This window comes from Microbacterium sp. Cr-K32 (assembly GCF_000708345.1).
Lineage (GTDB): Bacteria > Actinomycetota > Actinomycetes > Actinomycetales > Microbacteriaceae > Microbacterium > Microbacterium maritypicum_A.
Map to the genome: position 1 here is coordinate 25,944 of NZ_JARD01000012.1, position 16,705 is coordinate 42,648.

The 16,705-nt window shown below is 68.4% G+C and carries 15 protein-coding genes; 6 read left to right on the forward strand and 9 right to left on the reverse strand.

The genetic code is table 11. The features are described 5' to 3' along the window. Positions 1-11: 11 nt before the first annotated feature. Together GZ64_RS0104465 and GZ64_RS0104470 are read right to left on the reverse strand one after the other, a co-directional pair. Positions 12-1,463: a glycerol-3-phosphate dehydrogenase/oxidase gene (locus tag GZ64_RS0104465; protein ID WP_029265311.1), complete on the reverse strand. Its 1,452-nt coding sequence runs from the start codon at positions 1,461-1,463 to the stop codon at positions 12-14. Beyond that, complete coding sequence (locus tag GZ64_RS0104470; protein WP_029265312.1) at positions 1,460-2,038, reverse strand: TetR/AcrR family transcriptional regulator; 579 nt, start codon at positions 2,036-2,038, stop codon at positions 1,460-1,462. Before GZ64_RS0104470 ends, GZ64_RS0104465 begins: the two co-directional genes overlap by 4 nt. 20 nt (positions 2,039-2,058) lie before the next feature. On the opposite strand from GZ64_RS0104470, the gene GZ64_RS0104475 reads away from it, so the two are divergent. From GZ64_RS0104475 to GZ64_RS0104485, 3 genes are read left to right on the forward strand one after another with little or no spacing between them, the layout of a single operon-like run. Beyond that, a complete protein-coding gene (locus GZ64_RS0104475) occupies positions 2,059-3,681 on the forward strand; it encodes an FAD-binding oxidoreductase (RefSeq protein WP_231479826.1) in 1,623 nt (540 codons plus the stop codon). A gap of 1 nt (position 3,682) precedes the next feature. Further along, positions 3,683-4,588 carry a YegS/Rv2252/BmrU family lipid kinase gene (locus GZ64_RS0104480; RefSeq protein WP_029265314.1) on the forward strand — a complete coding sequence of 302 codons (906 nt, stop codon included), beginning with the start codon at positions 3,683-3,685 and terminating at the stop codon, positions 4,586-4,588. Continuing rightward, positions 4,581-6,212, forward strand: coding sequence for a GMC family oxidoreductase (locus GZ64_RS0104485; protein ID WP_029265315.1), 1,632 nt, complete (start codon positions 4,581-4,583; stop codon positions 6,210-6,212). The genes GZ64_RS0104480 and GZ64_RS0104485 overlap by 8 nt, the downstream gene beginning before the upstream one ends. Here the strand turns inward: GZ64_RS0104485 and GZ64_RS0104490 are convergent. The 5 genes from GZ64_RS0104490 to GZ64_RS0104510 form a co-directional block, all read right to left on the reverse strand. Then, positions 6,197-6,376, reverse strand: coding sequence for a hypothetical protein (locus GZ64_RS0104490; RefSeq protein ID WP_029265317.1), 180 nt, complete (start codon positions 6,374-6,376; stop codon positions 6,197-6,199). The two genes, GZ64_RS0104485 and GZ64_RS0104490, sit on opposite strands and share 16 nt — an antisense overlap. A gap of 50 nt (positions 6,377-6,426) precedes the next feature. Beyond that, complete coding sequence (locus GZ64_RS0104495; protein WP_029265319.1) at positions 6,427-8,571, reverse strand: 3-hydroxyacyl-CoA dehydrogenase NAD-binding domain-containing protein; 2,145 nt, start codon at positions 8,569-8,571, stop codon at positions 6,427-6,429. Between the two features lie 8 nt (positions 8,572-8,579). After that, positions 8,580-9,785 carry a thiolase family protein gene (locus GZ64_RS0104500; protein WP_029265320.1) on the reverse strand — a complete coding sequence of 402 codons (1,206 nt, stop codon included), beginning with the start codon at positions 9,783-9,785 and terminating at the stop codon, positions 8,580-8,582. Between the two features lie 72 nt (positions 9,786-9,857). Next, positions 9,858-11,051, reverse strand: coding sequence for a ribonuclease D (locus tag GZ64_RS0104505; protein ID WP_029265322.1), 1,194 nt, complete (start codon positions 11,049-11,051; stop codon positions 9,858-9,860). Then, a complete protein-coding gene (locus GZ64_RS0104510) occupies positions 11,044-11,625 on the reverse strand; it encodes a DUF3000 domain-containing protein (RefSeq protein WP_021200668.1) in 582 nt (193 codons plus the stop codon). Before GZ64_RS0104510 ends, GZ64_RS0104505 begins: the two co-directional genes overlap by 8 nt. Positions 11,626-11,650: 25 nt before the next feature. Between GZ64_RS0104510 and GZ64_RS0104515 the strand changes: the two genes are divergently transcribed. Further along, on the forward strand, positions 11,651-12,805 hold the full coding sequence (locus GZ64_RS0104515; RefSeq protein ID WP_029265323.1) for an alpha/beta hydrolase family protein: 1,155 nt from the start codon (positions 11,651-11,653) through the stop codon (positions 12,803-12,805). Here GZ64_RS0104515 and GZ64_RS0104520 read toward each other — a convergent pair. Both GZ64_RS0104520 and GZ64_RS0104525 read right to left on the reverse strand, forming a co-directional pair. Next, positions 12,789-13,220: a SufE family protein gene (locus tag GZ64_RS0104520; RefSeq protein ID WP_021200666.1), complete on the reverse strand. Its 432-nt coding sequence runs from the start codon at positions 13,218-13,220 to the stop codon at positions 12,789-12,791. The genes GZ64_RS0104515 and GZ64_RS0104520 overlap by 17 nt on opposite strands. Positions 13,221-13,239: 19 nt before the next feature. Further along, positions 13,240-14,133: a sulfurtransferase gene (locus tag GZ64_RS0104525; RefSeq protein WP_029265325.1), complete on the reverse strand. Its 894-nt coding sequence runs from the start codon at positions 14,131-14,133 to the stop codon at positions 13,240-13,242. 146 nt (positions 14,134-14,279) lie between these two features. Between GZ64_RS0104525 and zapE the strand changes: the two genes are divergently transcribed. Continuing rightward, the gene (gene zapE / locus GZ64_RS0104530) at positions 14,280-15,317 is read left to right on the forward strand and encodes a cell division protein ZapE (RefSeq protein WP_029259286.1); all 1,038 of its coding nucleotides are present in this window, start codon (positions 14,280-14,282) and stop codon (positions 15,315-15,317) included. Between the two features lie 134 nt (positions 15,318-15,451). Next, complete coding sequence (locus GZ64_RS0104535; protein WP_021200663.1) at positions 15,452-16,690, forward strand: ammonium transporter; 1,239 nt, start codon at positions 15,452-15,454, stop codon at positions 16,688-16,690. The last annotated feature ends 15 nt before the right edge of the window (positions 16,691-16,705 follow it).

The following is a 16,705-nucleotide window of genomic DNA, read 5'->3' on the forward strand; positions in this document are numbered from 1 at the left end:
GCCGCGGCGGGTCAGGCGAGGTCGGCGAGAGTGCGGGCGACGACGTTCTCGACCGCCGCGTGGCAGCGTGCGCGATCGGCATCCACGAGTCCGACACGGGTGCGCCTGTCGAGGACGTCGTCGACGCTCATCGCGCCCTCCGTGTGAACCGCGAACTCGACCTCCGCGGTGGTCAACCCCGTGGCGTCGTCGAGCACGTCGTCCGAGGCGGGCACTTCCCGATCGACGAGGCGCAACGACGCCGTGCGGCTCGGCCCCGCCTGCAGTCCGCGGGTGCGTCCCGCAAGGTCCACGGCATCCTCGGCCATCCGGCGGTAGGTGGTCAGCTTTCCCCCGAGCACCGTGACGAATCCGGCGGTGGATACCGTCACCAGATGCCGGCGAGAGATATCGGCGGTGGAGTCGGTCCCGCTGTCGACCAGCGGACGCAGGCCGGCGAACGCGCCCCGCACCCGATCGCGGCCGAGGGGAGCAGCGATCACGCGATTGAGGTTCTGCAGCAGGAAATCGATCTCCGGCTCCGTCGGTTGGGCGACGCGCGGCACGGCACCGGGGGAGTCTTCGTCGGTGAGGCCGACGATCACGCGGCCGAAGGCCTGCGGCAGCGCGAAGACGTAGCGACTGATCGATCCCTCGTGCGGGATGGTGAGCGCGGCCGACGGCGAACCCAGGTCGGCGGCGGCGAGGACGATGTGCGTCCCTCGGCTCGGGCGCACGTGGATCGTCTGATCGAGCGCACCGGCCCAGACGCCGGTCGCGTTGATGACGGCGCGGGCTCTGACCTCGAACCGCTCGCCCGTGGACGTCTCCTCGACGGATGCGCCGTCTTCTCGCAACACGACCGCACGGACGCGGGTGAGGATGCGCGCACCGAGAGATGCTGCCGTGCGGGCGACGGTCGCCACGAGCCGCGCGTCGTCGACCAGCTGGCCGTCGAAGGACAGCATTCCGCCGCGGAGGCCGTGAGGGTCGAGCGCAGGCACCAGGCGGGTGGCGGAGCGCGCGGACACGAGAGCGGGGGCAGGCAGCGTCGTACGGGTGGTGTGCGCGCGCATGCGGAGCAGATCTCCCAGCCCCATCCCGACGGCGCCCGCAGTGCGCTGGCGGAGCGTGACTCCGCGGGAGAAGGGCAGGAGCTGTCCGAGCGGGCGGATCAGATGCGGGGCGATCGTGGTCATCAGGAGATGCCGCTCGTGTGCGCTCTCTCGCGCGGTCGCGATGTCACCGGTCGCGAGGTAGCGCAGGCCGCCGTGCACGAGCTTCGAGCTGAATCGGCTGGTCCCGAAGGCGAGATCCTCGGCTTCGATCAGCGTCACACGGAGCCCGCGCGAGGCCGCGTCCAGAGCGACACCCACGCCCGTGATGCCGCCCCCGACGACGAGCACGTCGACCGTCTCGTCGGCTGCGCGTGCGAGTTCGATCCTCCGTCGCGCGACGTTGAGCGCGGATGACTCCCGGGTCATGGGCGGAGCAGCCCGTCGAGTGCGGCCCGCAGTTCGCGCTCCCACGCGTTCTCCGAGATGAGGTCTGCCACGGTGCCGTGGGAGAGGACCGCGGACTGTGCGATGAGCAGCAGCATGACCGCGATCTCCTGCGGTGGTCCCGATCTGACCGAGCCGTCGGCCTGTGCGGTGCCGATCGCCGTGGCGAGCCAGTCGAGGATCAAGCGCTGACTCGATCCCACCCGCTGCAGCGTGTAGCGGGTGAAGGCTTCGGGTTCATCGGCGAGCAGGCGCCCGTAGAGGGTGTCATTGCGGAAGAGCGTCGTGAAATGGAGGACGTCGTCGACAAGGACCGTCCGGGTGCGCGCTTCCGCGGGGAAGGTGCCCAGGATGCCGTCGACGCGCCGCAGCAGCGCGGCACGGACGACATCATCGGCATCGCTCCAGTTGCGGTAGATCGTGGGGCGACTGAGATCGGCGCGACGGGCGAGCTCGGCGATGGTGACGCCGTGCACGCCGCGACGCTCGATCAGCGCGTCGGCGGCGTCCAGGATCCGCGTCTGTGTCGCATCCCATTGTGGTTGACGTTCTTCCATGATGTGTCACACTGTAACGCATGGGCCAAGACAGTGGCAGGGTCGATGCGGACCCGTCGATGAGATGGAACGGCTGGGGTGATCCGGCCAAGGCGAAGGACCTGCCCTTGGCGGTGCGCGCGCTGCTGCCGATGCTGCTGGGGCGAGTGCGCAAGCCCGGACCGGCGATCGAGCTCGCGCACGTGCAGCTCGATCCTCCGCGGCTGACCGCTGAGGATCATGCGGCATTCAGCGCCGCGCTCGGCCCGACGAACATCGATGATGCCGCCGAGGCACGCATCCGCCACGCAGGTGGGCGTTCGACACCCGACCTCCTCCGTCGTCGCGAGGTGCGTCAGGAGGCGCCGGATGCCGTCCTCCGTCCTGCCGATCACGACGAGGTGCGCGCGTGCCTCGACATCGCGGTCGCGCGAGGGATCGCGGTGATCCCCTTCGGGGGCGGCACGAGCGTCGTCGGAGCGCTGGAGCCCGAGCGGGGCACGCATCATGCGGTCGTGAGCCTCGACCTGCGACGTCTCGGCGGTCTGATCCGGCTGGATGAGTTCAGCGGCGAAGCCCTGTTCGCGGCGGGGACGACGGGGCCGGAGGCGGAAGCATCGCTGTCCGCGCACGGCTTCGAACTCGGCCACTTCCCTCAGAGCTTCCGCTACGCCACGATCGGCGGATTCGCGGCGGCCCGGTCTTCGGGACAGAACTCGGCGGGCAACGGGCGCTTCGACACGATGGTGACCGGGATCAGAGTGGCGACGCCGACCGGCGACATCGAGCTCGGGCGCTCGCCCGGTTCCGCCGCAGGGCCAGACCTGATCAGGGTGTTCCTCGGCTCCGAGGGCATCTTCGGCGTGATCACCGAGGTACGGGTGCGGGTGCATCGGATCCCGCGCGACCGCGTGTTCGAATCCTGGTCCTTCCCCGACTTCACCAGCGGCGCCGAGGGGCTGCGGCGGGTCGCGCAGCAGGGCGATGGCCCCACCGTCATCCGGCTCTCCGACGAAGCGGAGACGGCGGTGAGTCTCGCGCAGGTCGGCAAGATCGGCAGGGCTCTCGCGAAGGGCGCCAGCGTGGTGACCGTGTACGAAGGTGACGGTATCGCCGAGCGGCGTGCCCGCGCCAGTATCCAGCTCGCTGCGGCCGGCGGAGTCTCGGCAGGTGAAGGGGCAGCGGAGGACTGGCTGAAAGGTCGGTTCGACGGCCCCTACCTGCGGGATTCGCTGCTCGACGCCGGTGTCTTCTGCGAGACGCTCGAGACCGCGACCACATGGTCGAACCTGCAAACACTGCGTTCGGCGGTCGACTCTGCACTCAAAGACGGCTTCGCCGACGCCGGGGCGAAGTCGTACATCATGTGCCACGTCTCCCACATCTACCCGACCGGGGCTTCCCTGTACTTCACCGTGCTCGCCGGCATCCGTTCGGACCCGCTCGGTGTGTGGAATGTCGTGAAGGCGCGTGTCAACGATGCGATCGTCGCGTCGGGGGGGACCATCAGCCATCACCACGCGGTCGGCAGGGATCATGCGCCCTGGCTCCGTGCGGAGATCGGCGAGACGGGCGTCCGTATCCTCCGTGCGATCAAGCGCGAACTCGATCCGTCGGGCATCCTCAACCCGGGTGCCGTGATCCCCATCGAGCGGACGCTCTGACATGGCCGAGCACATCGCCGTGCTCGCGAATCCGTTCTCCGGCAAAGGGCGGGGCGGGCGAGCAGCGGAGGCTGCTGTTCTGCATCTTCGCGATCGTGGAGTCGAGGTGCGGGCCTATGCGGGAGGATCCGCAGAGGACACCGCACGGCTCGCGGTCGCGGCCGTGGCAGACGATCCGCGAGCACTGGTCGTCGTCGGTGGTGATGGCACACTGTCCGGTGTGCTCGACACGGTATGTGCGGCATCGGTCCCCGTGGTCCTGGTCGCGGCCGGGACCGGGAACGACCTCGCCCGCGCTCTCGGACTCCCACGCAGCGACGCACGGGCTGCCGCCGAACTCGCTCTCACGGGCGTGCCTCGGTCGATCGACGTCGGCGTGGTCCGCACCGCGAAGGGCAGCAGGAAATTCCTGACCATCGCGGCGCTGGGTTTCGACGCGAAGGTCAGCGATCGCACCAACCGGCTCCGCTGGCCGCACGGTGCGCCTCGCTATTACCTCGCCCTGCTGATCGAACTCGTGCGGCTGCGTCCCATGGAGTTCACCCTCGCCATCGATGGCGAGCCGCCGAGAAGTGAGCCGGGTACGCTGATCGCGGCCGGCAGCACCTCCAGCTACGGCGGCGGGATGCCGATCTGCGCCGGGGCCCTGCCCGACGACGGGCTCCTCGACATCGTCCGTGTCGCCCCGTTGGGCCGACTGCGCCTGCTGCGTCTCTTCCCCCTGCTGCTCCGCGGGACGCATCTCGCGCGCGACGAGGTGGTGCATCGTCGTGGACGCTCCGTCACGGTGTCGGCTCCCGGCCTGGTGGTCTATGCCGACGGCGAGCGGATCGGCGAGGATGAGTGCACCATCGCGGTGCTGCCGGGTGCGCTCACGATGATGGTGCCGAAGGAGTGCGATGACTGAGTTCGACGAGGATGTCGTGGTCGTGGGTTCCGGATTCGGAGGTTCCGTGGCCGCTCTGCGACTTGCGGAGAAGGGCTACCGCGTCCGCGTCTACGAGGCGGGTCGCCGCTTCGAGGACGATGACTTCGCGAAGACCAACTGGAACGTCCGCCGGTACCTGTGGGCACCAGCGCTCGGCTGCTACGGTGTGCAGCGCATCCACCGACTGCCGCACGTGATGATTCTGGCGGGCGCCGGGGTGGGTGGCGGATCACTCAACTACGCGAACACGCTGTACCAGCCGGGGGCGGCCTTCTTCGCGGACCCCCAGTGGCAGGGCATCGCGGACTGGGAGTCCGAGCTGGCGCCCCACTATGCCACGGCGAAGCGGATGCTCGGCGTCGTGGAGCGCTACCCGCACACGGGTCCGGTGGAGCGGATCATGGCCGGCGCCGCGGACGACCTCGGCGTCGGTGCGACGTTCCGCCACGCGCCCGTCGGGGTCTGGTTCGGGAAGCCGGGGGAGCGCACGCCGGATCCGTTCTTCGGTGGTGAGGGCCCTGATCGCACCGGTTGCACCCTCTGTGGCAACTGCATGGTGGGATGCCGCGTCGGCGCGAAGAACACGCTCATGAAGAACTACCTGCCTCTCGCGGAGCGCCGAGGGGTCGCGATCGAGGCGCTGCGCACGGTCAGCGAGGTGCGAGAGCTCCCCGGAGGCGGGTTCGCGGTGACGACGCAGCGCAGCGGCGCCTGGTTCCGGCGGGCGCGGAGTACCGTGACCGCCCGGCAGGTCGTGCTGGCTGCCGGCACCTGGGGCACGCAGCAGCTGCTGCATCGGATGAAGGAGTCCGGAGCCCTGCCGCATGTCTCGACGTCGATCGGCCGTCTCACGCGCACGAACTCCGAGGCGCTGGACGGCGCGGTCGCCACGAGCGTCCCGGAATCGCTCGAGCTCGCCCGCGGCGTCGCCATCACGACCTCGTTCCACATCGACGATCGCACGCATGTCGAGAACGTCCGCTACGGTCCGGGATCGAACCTGATGGGTGCGCTGGCGACCGTCATCGTCCCCGGCGGACAGCCGCTGGGCGTGCGCCTGCGCCGTCTGGTCGCGCAGGTGCTCCGCTCACCGGTGAGACAGTGGCGGCTCGGGAGCCTCCGCCGATGGAGCGAGCGCGGCATCATCGCGCTGGTGATGCAGACCGCCGACAACTCGCTCACCCTCTCGCTGCGCCGCCGATTCGGCCGCCTCGTGATGACGAGCGCGCAGGGGCACGGGCAGCCGAACCCGAGCTTCCTGCCCCAGGCCCATACGGCGGCGGCGGCGATCGCCGCGCGGGTTGAGGCGGACGGCGGAGTGCCTGCGGCTGCGCGCGGATCGTGGCCGGAGGTGTTCGGCATCCCGCTCACGGCGCACTTCCTCGGAGGCGCGGTGATCTCGGCGTCGCCGGCGGAAGGGGTCGTCGACGCATATCACCGGGTCTGGGGGCATCCCGACCTGCACGTCGTCGACGGGGCGGCCGTTCCCGCGAATCCCGGCGTGAACCCCTCGCTCACGATCACCGCGCTGGCCGAACGGGCGTTGTCGTACTGGCCTCGTCGCGGTGACGAAGACCCCAGACCGGCTCAGCCCGCGAGCTGAGTGTCGGCGATCGGGGCCTGCGGCGCAGGGGCATCATGCAGGGCCCACGACCCCGTCCAGTGCCGGCAGTGGGCCACGCCGACGGGGCTCACGCCAGGGAGCGGCAGCGCGATGTGCGGCTCGGAGGTGTGCGTGCTGATGCGGCGGACGACGAAGCGCCCCACCGGATTCGCCAGGAATCCTGTGGAGCGCTTCGCGGGATGGCGTCCGACGATCAGCGGCTCTCGACGCCGCGGATCTGCGGGGTGTGGAACGAGCCGCCGAAGGCCCGCTCTGAGGCTCCCTCACGGTCGAGGTACGGTGAAGCACCACCGTCGATGAACGGCCAGCCGGCGCCGAGGATCAGGCACAGGTCGATGTCCTCGACCTCGGGCACGACGCCCTCGTCGAGCATCAGCTTGATCTCCTGCGCCAGACCGTCCTGCACACGCTGGAGGATCGTCGCCGCCGTTGCGGGATTCTTGCCGACGGCGGGCTTCAGAACCTTCTCCGCCTGCTTGCTCCAGCCGACGACGCGCCCGCCCTTGTCCTTCTCCACGACGGTGTCGAGCTCCGCGAGCGCATGGAAATTCTCGTTGGCGTAGAAGCGGTCGGGGAAGGCCTTCACCATCGTGTCCTGCACGTGGGCGGCGACCTTCCAGCCGACGAGGTCGATCAACTGGAACGGGCCCATCGGCAGGCCGAGCGGGCCGAAGGCCTTCTCGACATCGGCGATGGGGGTGCCCTCGTAGACGGCGCGAGCCGCCTCGCCCATGACCTTGGCGAGCAGTCGGTTCACGACGAAGCCGGGGGCGTCGGCGGTGAGGACCGCGTTCTTTCCGAGGTTCTTCGCGACCACGAACGCCGTCGACAGAGCGGCATCGTCCGTCGCCGGTGTCTTCACGATCTCGATCAGCGGCATCACCGCGACAGGGTTGAAGAAGTGGAAGCCGACCAGGCGTTCGGGGTGAGCGAGCTTCGATCCGATCTCCTCGACGGAGAGCGACGACGTGTTGGTCGCGAGGATCGCGTCCTCGGCGATGATCTTCTCGATCTCGCCGAACACCTGCTGCTTGACCCCGACCTCTTCGAACACGGCCTCGATCACGAAGTCGCAGTCCGCGTACAGGCTCTTGTCGGTGGTGCCGGTGACGAGCGCGCGCAGCTTGTTCGCCGAATCGGAGTCCAGGCGTCCCTTCGCTTCGAGCTTGCCGATCTCCTCGTGGATGTAGGCGACGCCCTTGTCGACGCGTGCTTGATCCAGGTCGGTGATGAGCACGGGCACCTGGAGCTTGCGCACGAAGAGCAGTGCGAACTGGCTCGCCATGAGACCGGCGCCGATGATGCCGACCTTGGTGACCTTCTTCGCCAGCGCCTTGTCGGGAGCTCCGACAGGTCGCTTCGCGCGCTTCTGCACGAGGTCGAAGGCGTACATGGATGCAGCGAACTGGTCGCCCGTGACGAGTTCGGCGAGTGCCTCGTCCTCGCGGGCGAAGCCTTCGGCCTTGGTGCCGCCCTTGGCCTTGTCGAGCAGGTCGAGGGCCGCATACGGCGACTTCGGCATGGTGCCGATCTTCGACTCCAGCATCCCGCGCGCCATCTTGATGGCGATCGGCCACTTGGTGAGACGCTCGATCTTGCCGGGCTCGTTCTTGCGCTCGACCTTCTTGCCACCCAGGACGGCATCCGCCCAGGCCAGCGAGTTCTCGAGGTAGTTCGCCGCGGGGAAGATCGCGTCGAAGATGCCCAGGTCGAACGCCTGCTGCGGCTTCAGCATCCGGTTCTGCTTGAGCGGGTTGGAGATGACGACCTCGAGGGCGTTCTCGATGCCGATCAGGTTCGGCAGCAGGTAGGCGCCGCCCCAACCGGGGATGATGCCGAGGAAGACCTCGGGCAGTGCCACCGCCGCAGCAGAGGAGTCGACGGTGCGGTAGCTGGAGTTCAGCGCGATCTCCAGGCCGCCGCCCAGGGCGAGGCCGTTCACGAAGGCGAACGACGGCACGCCGAGGTCGCTGAGCGTGCCGAGGACCTTGTGTCCGAGCTGCGCGATCAGGCGGGCGTTGTCGCGCGATCCGACCTTGCTGATGTCGGACAGGTCGGCGCCGGCCGCGAGGATGTACTGCTTGCCGGTGATGCCGACAGCCTGGATCTCGCCGGCTGCGGCTCGTGCCTTGAGGCCGTCGAGCGTCTCGCCCAGCTGCGTCAGCGTCGCGGGACCCAGCGTGTTCGGACGCGTGTGGTCACGGCCGTTGTCGAGCGTGATCAGGGCGAGCACCTTGCCGGACGCGAGACGGATGTCGCGCACCGGCGACTGCGTGATGACCTCGCCCTCGGTGAGTGCCTGGATGGGGGAGAAGTCGATCTCGTCGTAGTTGGTCACGTTCGCGCTCACTTCTTCTTCTTGCCGTCGTAGTGCGGGTTCTCCCAGATGACCGAACCGCCTTGACCGAGACCGACGCACATGGCGGTCAGACCGTAGCGGACGTCGCGACGCTCGGCGAACTGCGCGGCGAGCTGGATCATCAGACGCACACCGGATGCCGCGAGCGGATGGCCCAGCGCGATCGCACCGCCCCACTGGTTGACGCGGGGGTCGTCATCGGCGATGCCGAAGTGGTCGAGCAGGGAGATCACCTGGATGGCGAATGCCTCGTTCAGTTCGAACAGCCCGATGTCGGCGATCGTCAGTCCGGCCTTCTTGAGCGCCTTCTCGGTCGACGGAATCGGTCCGATGCCCATGATCTCCGGCTGCACGCCGGCGAACGCGAACGAGACCATCCGCATCTTCGGCGCGAGTCCGAACTCCTTCACCGCGCCACCTCCGGCGAGCAGCGACATCGTGGCGCCGTCGGTGAGGGGGGAGGATGTGCCGGCTGTGACGCGGCCGTGCGGGCGGAACGGCGTCTTGAGAGCCGCAAGGTCTTCCATCGTGGTCTGCGGGCGACGGCCCTCGTCCTCGGTCGCGAGACCCCAGGCGCCATCGGCACCCTTGGTGGCGACCGACACGAGGTCGGGCTGGATCTTGCCGGCGTCGTACGCCGCCTGCACCTTGTGCTGGCTCAGCATGCCGAACCGGTCGGAGCGCTCCTTGGTCAGGTGCGGGAACCGGTCGAAGATGCGCTCGGCGGTGACACCCATGTTGAGTGCACCGGGGTCGACCATCTTCTCGGCGACGAAGCGCGGGTTCGGATCCGCGTTGCCACCGATCGGGTGATGACCCATGTGCTCGACACCGCCGGCGAGGGCGAAGTCGTACATGCCGACGCCGATCGAGGCTCCCATGGTCGTGACGCTCGTCATGGCGCCGGCGCACATGCGCTCGACCGCGAGGCCGGGCACGGTCTGCGGAAGCCCGGCGAGGATCGCCACCGAGCGTCCGAGCGTCAGCCCCTGGTCGCCGGTCTGGCTCGTCGCGGCGATCGCGACGTCATCGATGCGGTCTGCCGGGACGGCGGCGTTGCGCTCCATCAGGCCGATGGTCGCCTTCACGGCGAGGTCATCTGCGCGGGTGTTCCAGTACATGCCTTTTTCGCCGGCGCGCCCGAAGGGGGTGCGTACTCCATCGACGAAGAAGACGTCCGAGATCTCGGCCACTCTGCCTCCAAGTTAGTGCGTGGCCTCAGTCTATGAAGCCCGCGAAACGGGGAGGAATCGGTTGGGTCGAACCTACGAAGCCGGTGCGGGCGTCGTGTCGGGCGTTTGCGCCGCCTCTACAAAGGCGGCAGCGATCTTCTGTGCGGTCTGTGCAATCTGCCAGGGCCGGGCACCCAGCGCTGCCAACGCATCCGCGATCGCCTCGGGGGTTTCACCGGGCAGGTCCCAGGCCACGCGGCGCAGGTACTCCGGAGTGAGGAGGTTCTCGGTAGGCATACCCAGCTCCTCGGCGACGGCCTCCACGATCGGACGGGCGGCCTTGAGTCGTGCATCCGCTTCGGGATTCCGATCAGCCCACGCGCGAGGGGGAGGAAGAGTGTCGCTCGGAACGCGTTCGCGGGGAAGCTCTTCCGACGCCCTGCCTTCGACGATCGCCTGCCACCAGCGGTCGAGCTGCGTGCGGCTCGCGCGGCCCTGGAACTCCTTGAGGCCGGCCAGCGCCTGCTTCGACTGCAGGTTCGCCAGCACCGCCGCCACCAGGGAGCGGTCGGGCACGAGTCGTCCGGGGGAGACGTCCTGCTCCTGCGCGTAGGCTTCGCGTGCCTGCCAGAGGGAACGGGCGACGGCGAGGTTCCGGGCCCCACGCACCTGGTGCAGGCCGCTGAGGCGGCGCCAGGGATCTTCGCGCGGCGGTTTGGGAGCGCGGGCGAGGGTGGCGGCGAACTCTTCGGCGGCGAACTCGCTCTTGCCCTGCTCTTCGAGCTCGAGAACGAGGACGTCGCGGACGTCGATCAGGTGCAGCACGTCGAGGGCGGCGTACTCGAGCCAGGAATCGGGGAGCGGACGAGTCGACCAGTCGGCGGCGGAGTGCTCCTTCTTGAGCATGATGCCCAGCGTGTCCTCGACGACGGCACCGAGGCCGACACGCTCGTGGCCGAGCAGGCGCGAGGCGAGCTCGGTGTCGAAGATCACCGGCGGTTCGAGGTGCAGTTCGCGAAGAGACGGCAGGTCCTGGCTCGCCGCGTGGAGCACCCACTCCACGTCACCGATCGCCTCCTGGAGAGGTGCGAAATCGCCGATCGCCGGCGGGTCGAAGAGGAAGACGCCGGCCTCGCGACGGAACACCTGCACCAGATAGGCGCGCTGCGAATAGCGGAAGCCGGACGCCCGCTCGACATCCACGGCGACGGGTCCGGTACCGGCGGCGAGCACGGCGCAGGCTGCGCGGAACTCCTCGGCATCCGAGATCACGGAGTATTCAGTCACGTACAGCCTTTCGCGCGCCGATCACGGCGATGCCCTCGGAGCCGGGCGGAAGCCCCGCCAGCATTCCGACCAGCTCGGCCCATGCTTCGACGTGCGGTCGGAACGGGCCCTCCGGAGTCCAGGACGCCCGCAATTCTATCTGGGCGCCGTCTCCTTCGACGGCGAGCCCGCCGAATCCCTTCGACAGCGTCTTCGTCGACGTGCCCGATTCCGAGTGATAGACCGCTTGGCGCGAGTCGAGAGCATCGACCAGCCATGACCACGTCACGTCGGCGAGAAGCGGATCGGTGCCGATCTCGGTCTCGAGCGGCGCCTGCGCGAAGATGACGATGCGCCACGAGCCTCCCCATGCTCCCGGCTCGTCCGGATCGTGCAGCAGGACGAACCGGCCGGTGCCGTACACGGACTCGCCGTCACCCTCCGGACGCACGTCGGCGGCGAGGGCGATGGCGAAAGGCGCGAGGCCTTGTGGCGTGGCGATCTCGCGCACCGTGATGTCATCGCGGAACTCGGTCTCGCGCAGTTCGGCCACGGCGCTCTCGAAAGGCGTCCCGGCCTCGGGGTGTGCGGTCACGGCAACAGGCTAGAGTCAGGAAGCGATGAAGAGTCTCAGGCACGCCGTTACGCTCCTTGTCCCTGCCCTGTTCGCGTTCGGAGCAGCGCTCGCTCTCGTCGTGTTCGCCGTGGCCCGTCGGGTCGTCACGCCCATGCGCCGCGCGACCGACACGGAGATCCTCTCGGTCGACACGGGTGCCCAGACCATCGAGCTGAAGCGCACACCCGACACCGAGCTTCCCGGTCGCTACGGCCTGTTCACGACGGGCACCTACGGCTACGTCAAACTCGGGGCGGTACTCAGTGCCGATGGTTCAGCCGTACGGCGCAAGCTCCTCACCCAGATCGAACCCGGCGCACGTGTCGATCGTGCCGCGGCCTTCAGCGGCTACTACTACTCGTCTCCGAGCGAGCTCCATCTGCGCTGGGAGAACCTGCTGATCGGCTCTCCCGCAGGGCCATGTCCTGCCTGGTACTTCCCGGCGTCGTCGTCGACCTGGGTGATCCAGGTTCACGGACGCGGAGCGACCCGCGCCGAGTGCCTGCGCGCGGTGCCGGTGCTGCACGCCGCGGGGTTGCCGAACCTCGTCGTGTCGTACCGCAACGACGGTGAGGCCCCGCGCACGAGGGCGGGTGCCTACGCCCTCGGAGCCGCGGAGTGGCGTGACGTCGACGCCGCCATCGCCTATGCGCTCCGACACGGCGCCGAGCGGGTGATCCTGATGGGCTGGTCCATGGGGGGCGCCGTATCGCTGCAGGCCGCCGTGACGTCCGGCCACCGGGAGCGCATCGCCGGGATCATCCTCGAGTCTCCCGTGGTCGACTGGCGCACGGTGCTGCGGTTCCAGGCGAAGCTGGCCGGCGTGCGTGCGCCGCTGCCGGAACTCGCGATGGGGGCGCTCCAGATGCCTCTGACCGCGCGCCTGAGCGGAGCGGACGAACCGATCCACTTCGATCGTCTGGACATGGTCGCTCGTGCGGACGAACTGACCGCGCCGGTGCTGATCCTGCACAGCGACGACGACGGCTTCGTGCCGGCGGATTCATCGCACGCGCTGCAGGAGGCACGTCCGGATCTCGTGACGATGCCGAAGTTCACGGTGGCACGCCACACGAAGCTGTGGAACTACGACCAGACCGGCTGGACGACCGCGATCACGGATTGGCTGGAATCACAGGCTCTCAGCGCTTCTGGCTGACCTGGTTCTTCGCCCGCATCAGCATCCCGGTCATGCCCCCGATGCGCAGAGGGGACACGGCCTTCGTGAGACCGATCGACTGCGGGTAGTCATTGGGAATCGCGAGCACCTCGTCTGCGGTGAGGCCGGTGAGACCCTGCACCAGGATGCTTGCGAACCCGCGGGTCGTCGGAGCTTCGGGCGGGGCTGTCGCGTGCATCGTGACGATGTCATCGTTCACCTCGACATGGATGTACACCGGCGACTGGCACTCCGCGACGCGCTCGTACATCTCCGGGTGGGCCGCGACCTCGTCGGAGACGTCGGGAAGCTCGTCCGAGAACTCGAGCAGCAGCAGGAGGCGATCGGGCTCCGGGGTCTCCAGGAAGCCGTCGCGGATCTCGGCGAGAGTGTCAGGAACGTCGCTTGTGCTCATCCCTGTCATTGTCACATGTTCAGAGTGTGCCGGGCTCGGAACCGGTGACGATGGGCACGCGTACCGCGCTGCCCCACTCTGTCCAGGATCCGTCGTAGTTGCGCACGTTCTCGAAGCCGAGGAGGTGCTTGAGCACGAACCAGGTGTGGCTCGACCGCTCGCCGATCCGGCAGTAGGCGACGACATCATCCCCGTCGCGGAGCCCTGCGCCGTCGCGGTAGATCGCGTCGAGCTCCGCACGGCTGCGGAAGCCGCCGTCCTCGGCCACCGCCTTCGCCCACGGCACGCTCTGCGCGGTCGGGATGTGACCGGCGCGGAGGGTTCCCTCCTCGGGATACGCGGGCGCCGTCGTGCGCTCTCCGCTGTACTCCTCGGGGGAGCGCACATCGATCAGCGTGCCGCCGATGTGGGCCAGGACGTCTTCCTTGTATGCACGGATGATCGAGTCGTCGCGCTCGACGACGGGGTACTCCGTGGGCGGCCGGTTCGTTGCCTCACGCGTGAGCTCGCGCCCCTCGGCGATCCACCGATCGCGTCCGCCGTCGAGCAGACGCACGTCTTCGTGGCCGAACAGCGAGAACACCCAGAGGGCGTAGGCGGCCCACCAGTTGTTCTTGTCGCCGTAGATGACGACCGTGTCGTCGCGTGCGATGCCCTTGCGGCTGAGCAGCTCGGCGAAGCCCTCGCCGTCGACGTAGTCGCGCACGACCGGGTCGTTGAGTTCGGTGTGCCAGTCGACCTTCACCGCGCCCGGGATGTGGCCGGTTTCGTAGAGGAGCACGTCTTCGTCGGACTCGACGACCACGAGTCCAGGAGTCCCCAGCCGTTCCGCGAGCCACTCGGTGGTGACGAGCCGGCCGGGTTCGGCGTACTCGGCGAACTTGGGGGAGGAGGAATCGAACTCGATGGCCATGGGATCTCCGAAGCGTTTGAGCGGACGAGGGTGCAGCTGCAGACGGCGTAGTGTTGATCCGTCCCTTCGACGATAGATCCCCGCCGAGCACCCTGCGCCCGATTCGTAAGACTTCGACACAGGTGAGCACCTGATTCAGGACCGTGATGACCGACCCGACCAGCCGCACGGGAATCGTGCACCTCACCGAGCGCCAGCCGACCGTCAGCGGACCCGAGATGCTGGCGAGCCTGGTGCCGCCGCCGCAGTTCGACACCGCGACGTTCGACAGCTATCGTGCCGATCCCGCATATCCCTCGCAGGAGGAGGCGAAGGAGACGCTGATGCGCTTCGCCGGGCGCGGCACCCCCGCGAAGCGCGGAGGGCTGTTCAGCCGGGCGAAGAAGGAGCCCGAGCTGAAGCCCGGCGTCTACCTCGACGGTGGTTTCGGCGTCGGGAAGACGCACCTGCTCGCCTCGATCTATCACGCGATGCCCGCCCGCCGGAAATACTTCGGCTCGTTCATCGAGTACACCGCCCTGGTCGGCGCACTCGGCTACAAGAACACCGTCGATCTGCTCAAAGGTGCCGACCTGCTGTGCATCGACGAGTTCGAGCTCGACGACCCGGGCGACACGATGGTGATGACCCGCCTTCTGGGAGAGCTCGTGCCGACGGGGACCCGGCTCGCCGCGACCTCGAACACCCCGCCGAACGCGCTCGGCGAGGGGCGCTTCGCCGCACAGGACTTCCTGCGCGAGATCCATGCGATGTCCGACAGCTTCCAGACGCTGCGCATCGATGGCGTCGACTTCCGCCAGCGCGCCCTCGACGGACACGCGGTGGTGCTCGACGACGACGCGTACGAGACGGCGATCGAAAGGGCCGGCGCTGCGGGCGCAGCGTCGGACGACCGGTTCGACGACCTGATCCGTCATCTCGCGCAGGTGCACCCCTCGCGCTACATCAGGCTGATCGACGGACTGGGAAGCGTGGGCCTGCGCGGCGTGCGCCAGCTCACCGATCAGTCGGAGGCGCTGCGCTTCGTCGCGTTCGTCGATCGTGTGTACGACGCGCAGATCCCGATCGTGGCCACCGGGCTCGGCCTCGACGCGGTCTTCTCCGACGAGATGCTCGCCGGCGGGTACCGCAAGAAGTACCTCCGCGCCATCTCCCGACTCAATGCCCTGACACATTCTGCGTAAGCCTGCAGGCGCGCGTAACGCGATGTTCACGGGCGGAGCCGCGCTGTAACAGCGGGGAAACAAACCTCACGCATTGACGAAACCGCAGGTCGTCACACTGAAGCTCTCAATTACTTCGGATGTGAGGTTTTCCTATGGATGCTCCCGGCAACATCTCGTGGGCGATCACCGCGACAGCGCTGGTGCTGCTCATGACGCCCGGCGTCGCCTTCTTCTATGGCGGTCTCGTCAAGGCGAAGAGCGTCGTCAGCATGATGATGATGAGCTTCGGCTCCATCGGACTCGTCGCCGTGCTCTGGATTCTCTTCGGTTTCTCGATGAGCGCGGTCGACAGCCCGACCGCCTTCGCTGGCAACCCCTTCGCGGACTTCGGGCTGTCGAGCCTGGCGGCCGGTGAGGGCTCGAACGTCGCGCTCCTGGGGGTGGCCTACGGTGCCACATTCGCGATCATCACGGTCGCGCTGATCTCCGGAGCGATCGCGGATCGTGCGAAGTTCGGCAGCTGGCTCATCTTCGCCGGCATCTTCGCGACCGTCGGCTACTTCCCGGTCGCCGCGTGGGTCTGGGGCGGTGGCTGGATCATGAACCTCGGCACCACGCTCTTCGGCGAGGACAGCGGCATCGGCGTGATCGACTACGCCGGCGGTACCGCCGTGCACATCAACGCGGGCGCCGCGGCTCTGGCACTCGCCCTGGTCCTCGGCAAGCGCATCGGGTTCCAGAAGGGCATCCTGAAGCCGCACAACGTGCCGCTCACGCTCCTCGGGGCCGCCCTGCTGTGGTTCGGCTGGTTCGGTTTCAACGCGGGAGCGGAATGGCTGGCCGAAGACATGGGCGGCGTCGGACTCATCGGTCTGAACACCCTGGGCGCCACGGCGGCCGCCATCCTCGGCTGGATCCTCGTCGAGAAGATCAAGGACGGCAAGCCCACCTCGGTCGGTGCAGCGTCCGGTGCCGTCGCCGGTCTGGTCGCGATCACCCCGGCCTGCGCCAACCTGACGCCGGGTTGGGCTCTGCTTCTCGGCGCACTCGCCGGTGTCGTGTGCGCCCTCGCGATCGAGTTGAAGTTCCGCCTCGGATTCGACGACTCGCTCGACGTGGTCGGCATCCACCTCGTCGGCGGTCTCATCGGAACGCTGTACCTCGGCTTCTTCGCCACCGAGACGGGACTGTTCGTCGGCGGCGACGCCCGCCAGCTCGCCGTACAGCTGATCGCGGCGCTCGGAGTGCTGATCTACTCCTTCATCGTCGCGTTCATCATCGGCTTCGCGATCGAGAAGACCATCGGCTTCCGCGTCACGAACGAAGACGAGATCGCCGGTGTCGACCAGGTCGTGCACGGCGAGGAGGGCTACGCACTCGCAGACGCGTGATCAGCGGTTAGGGTG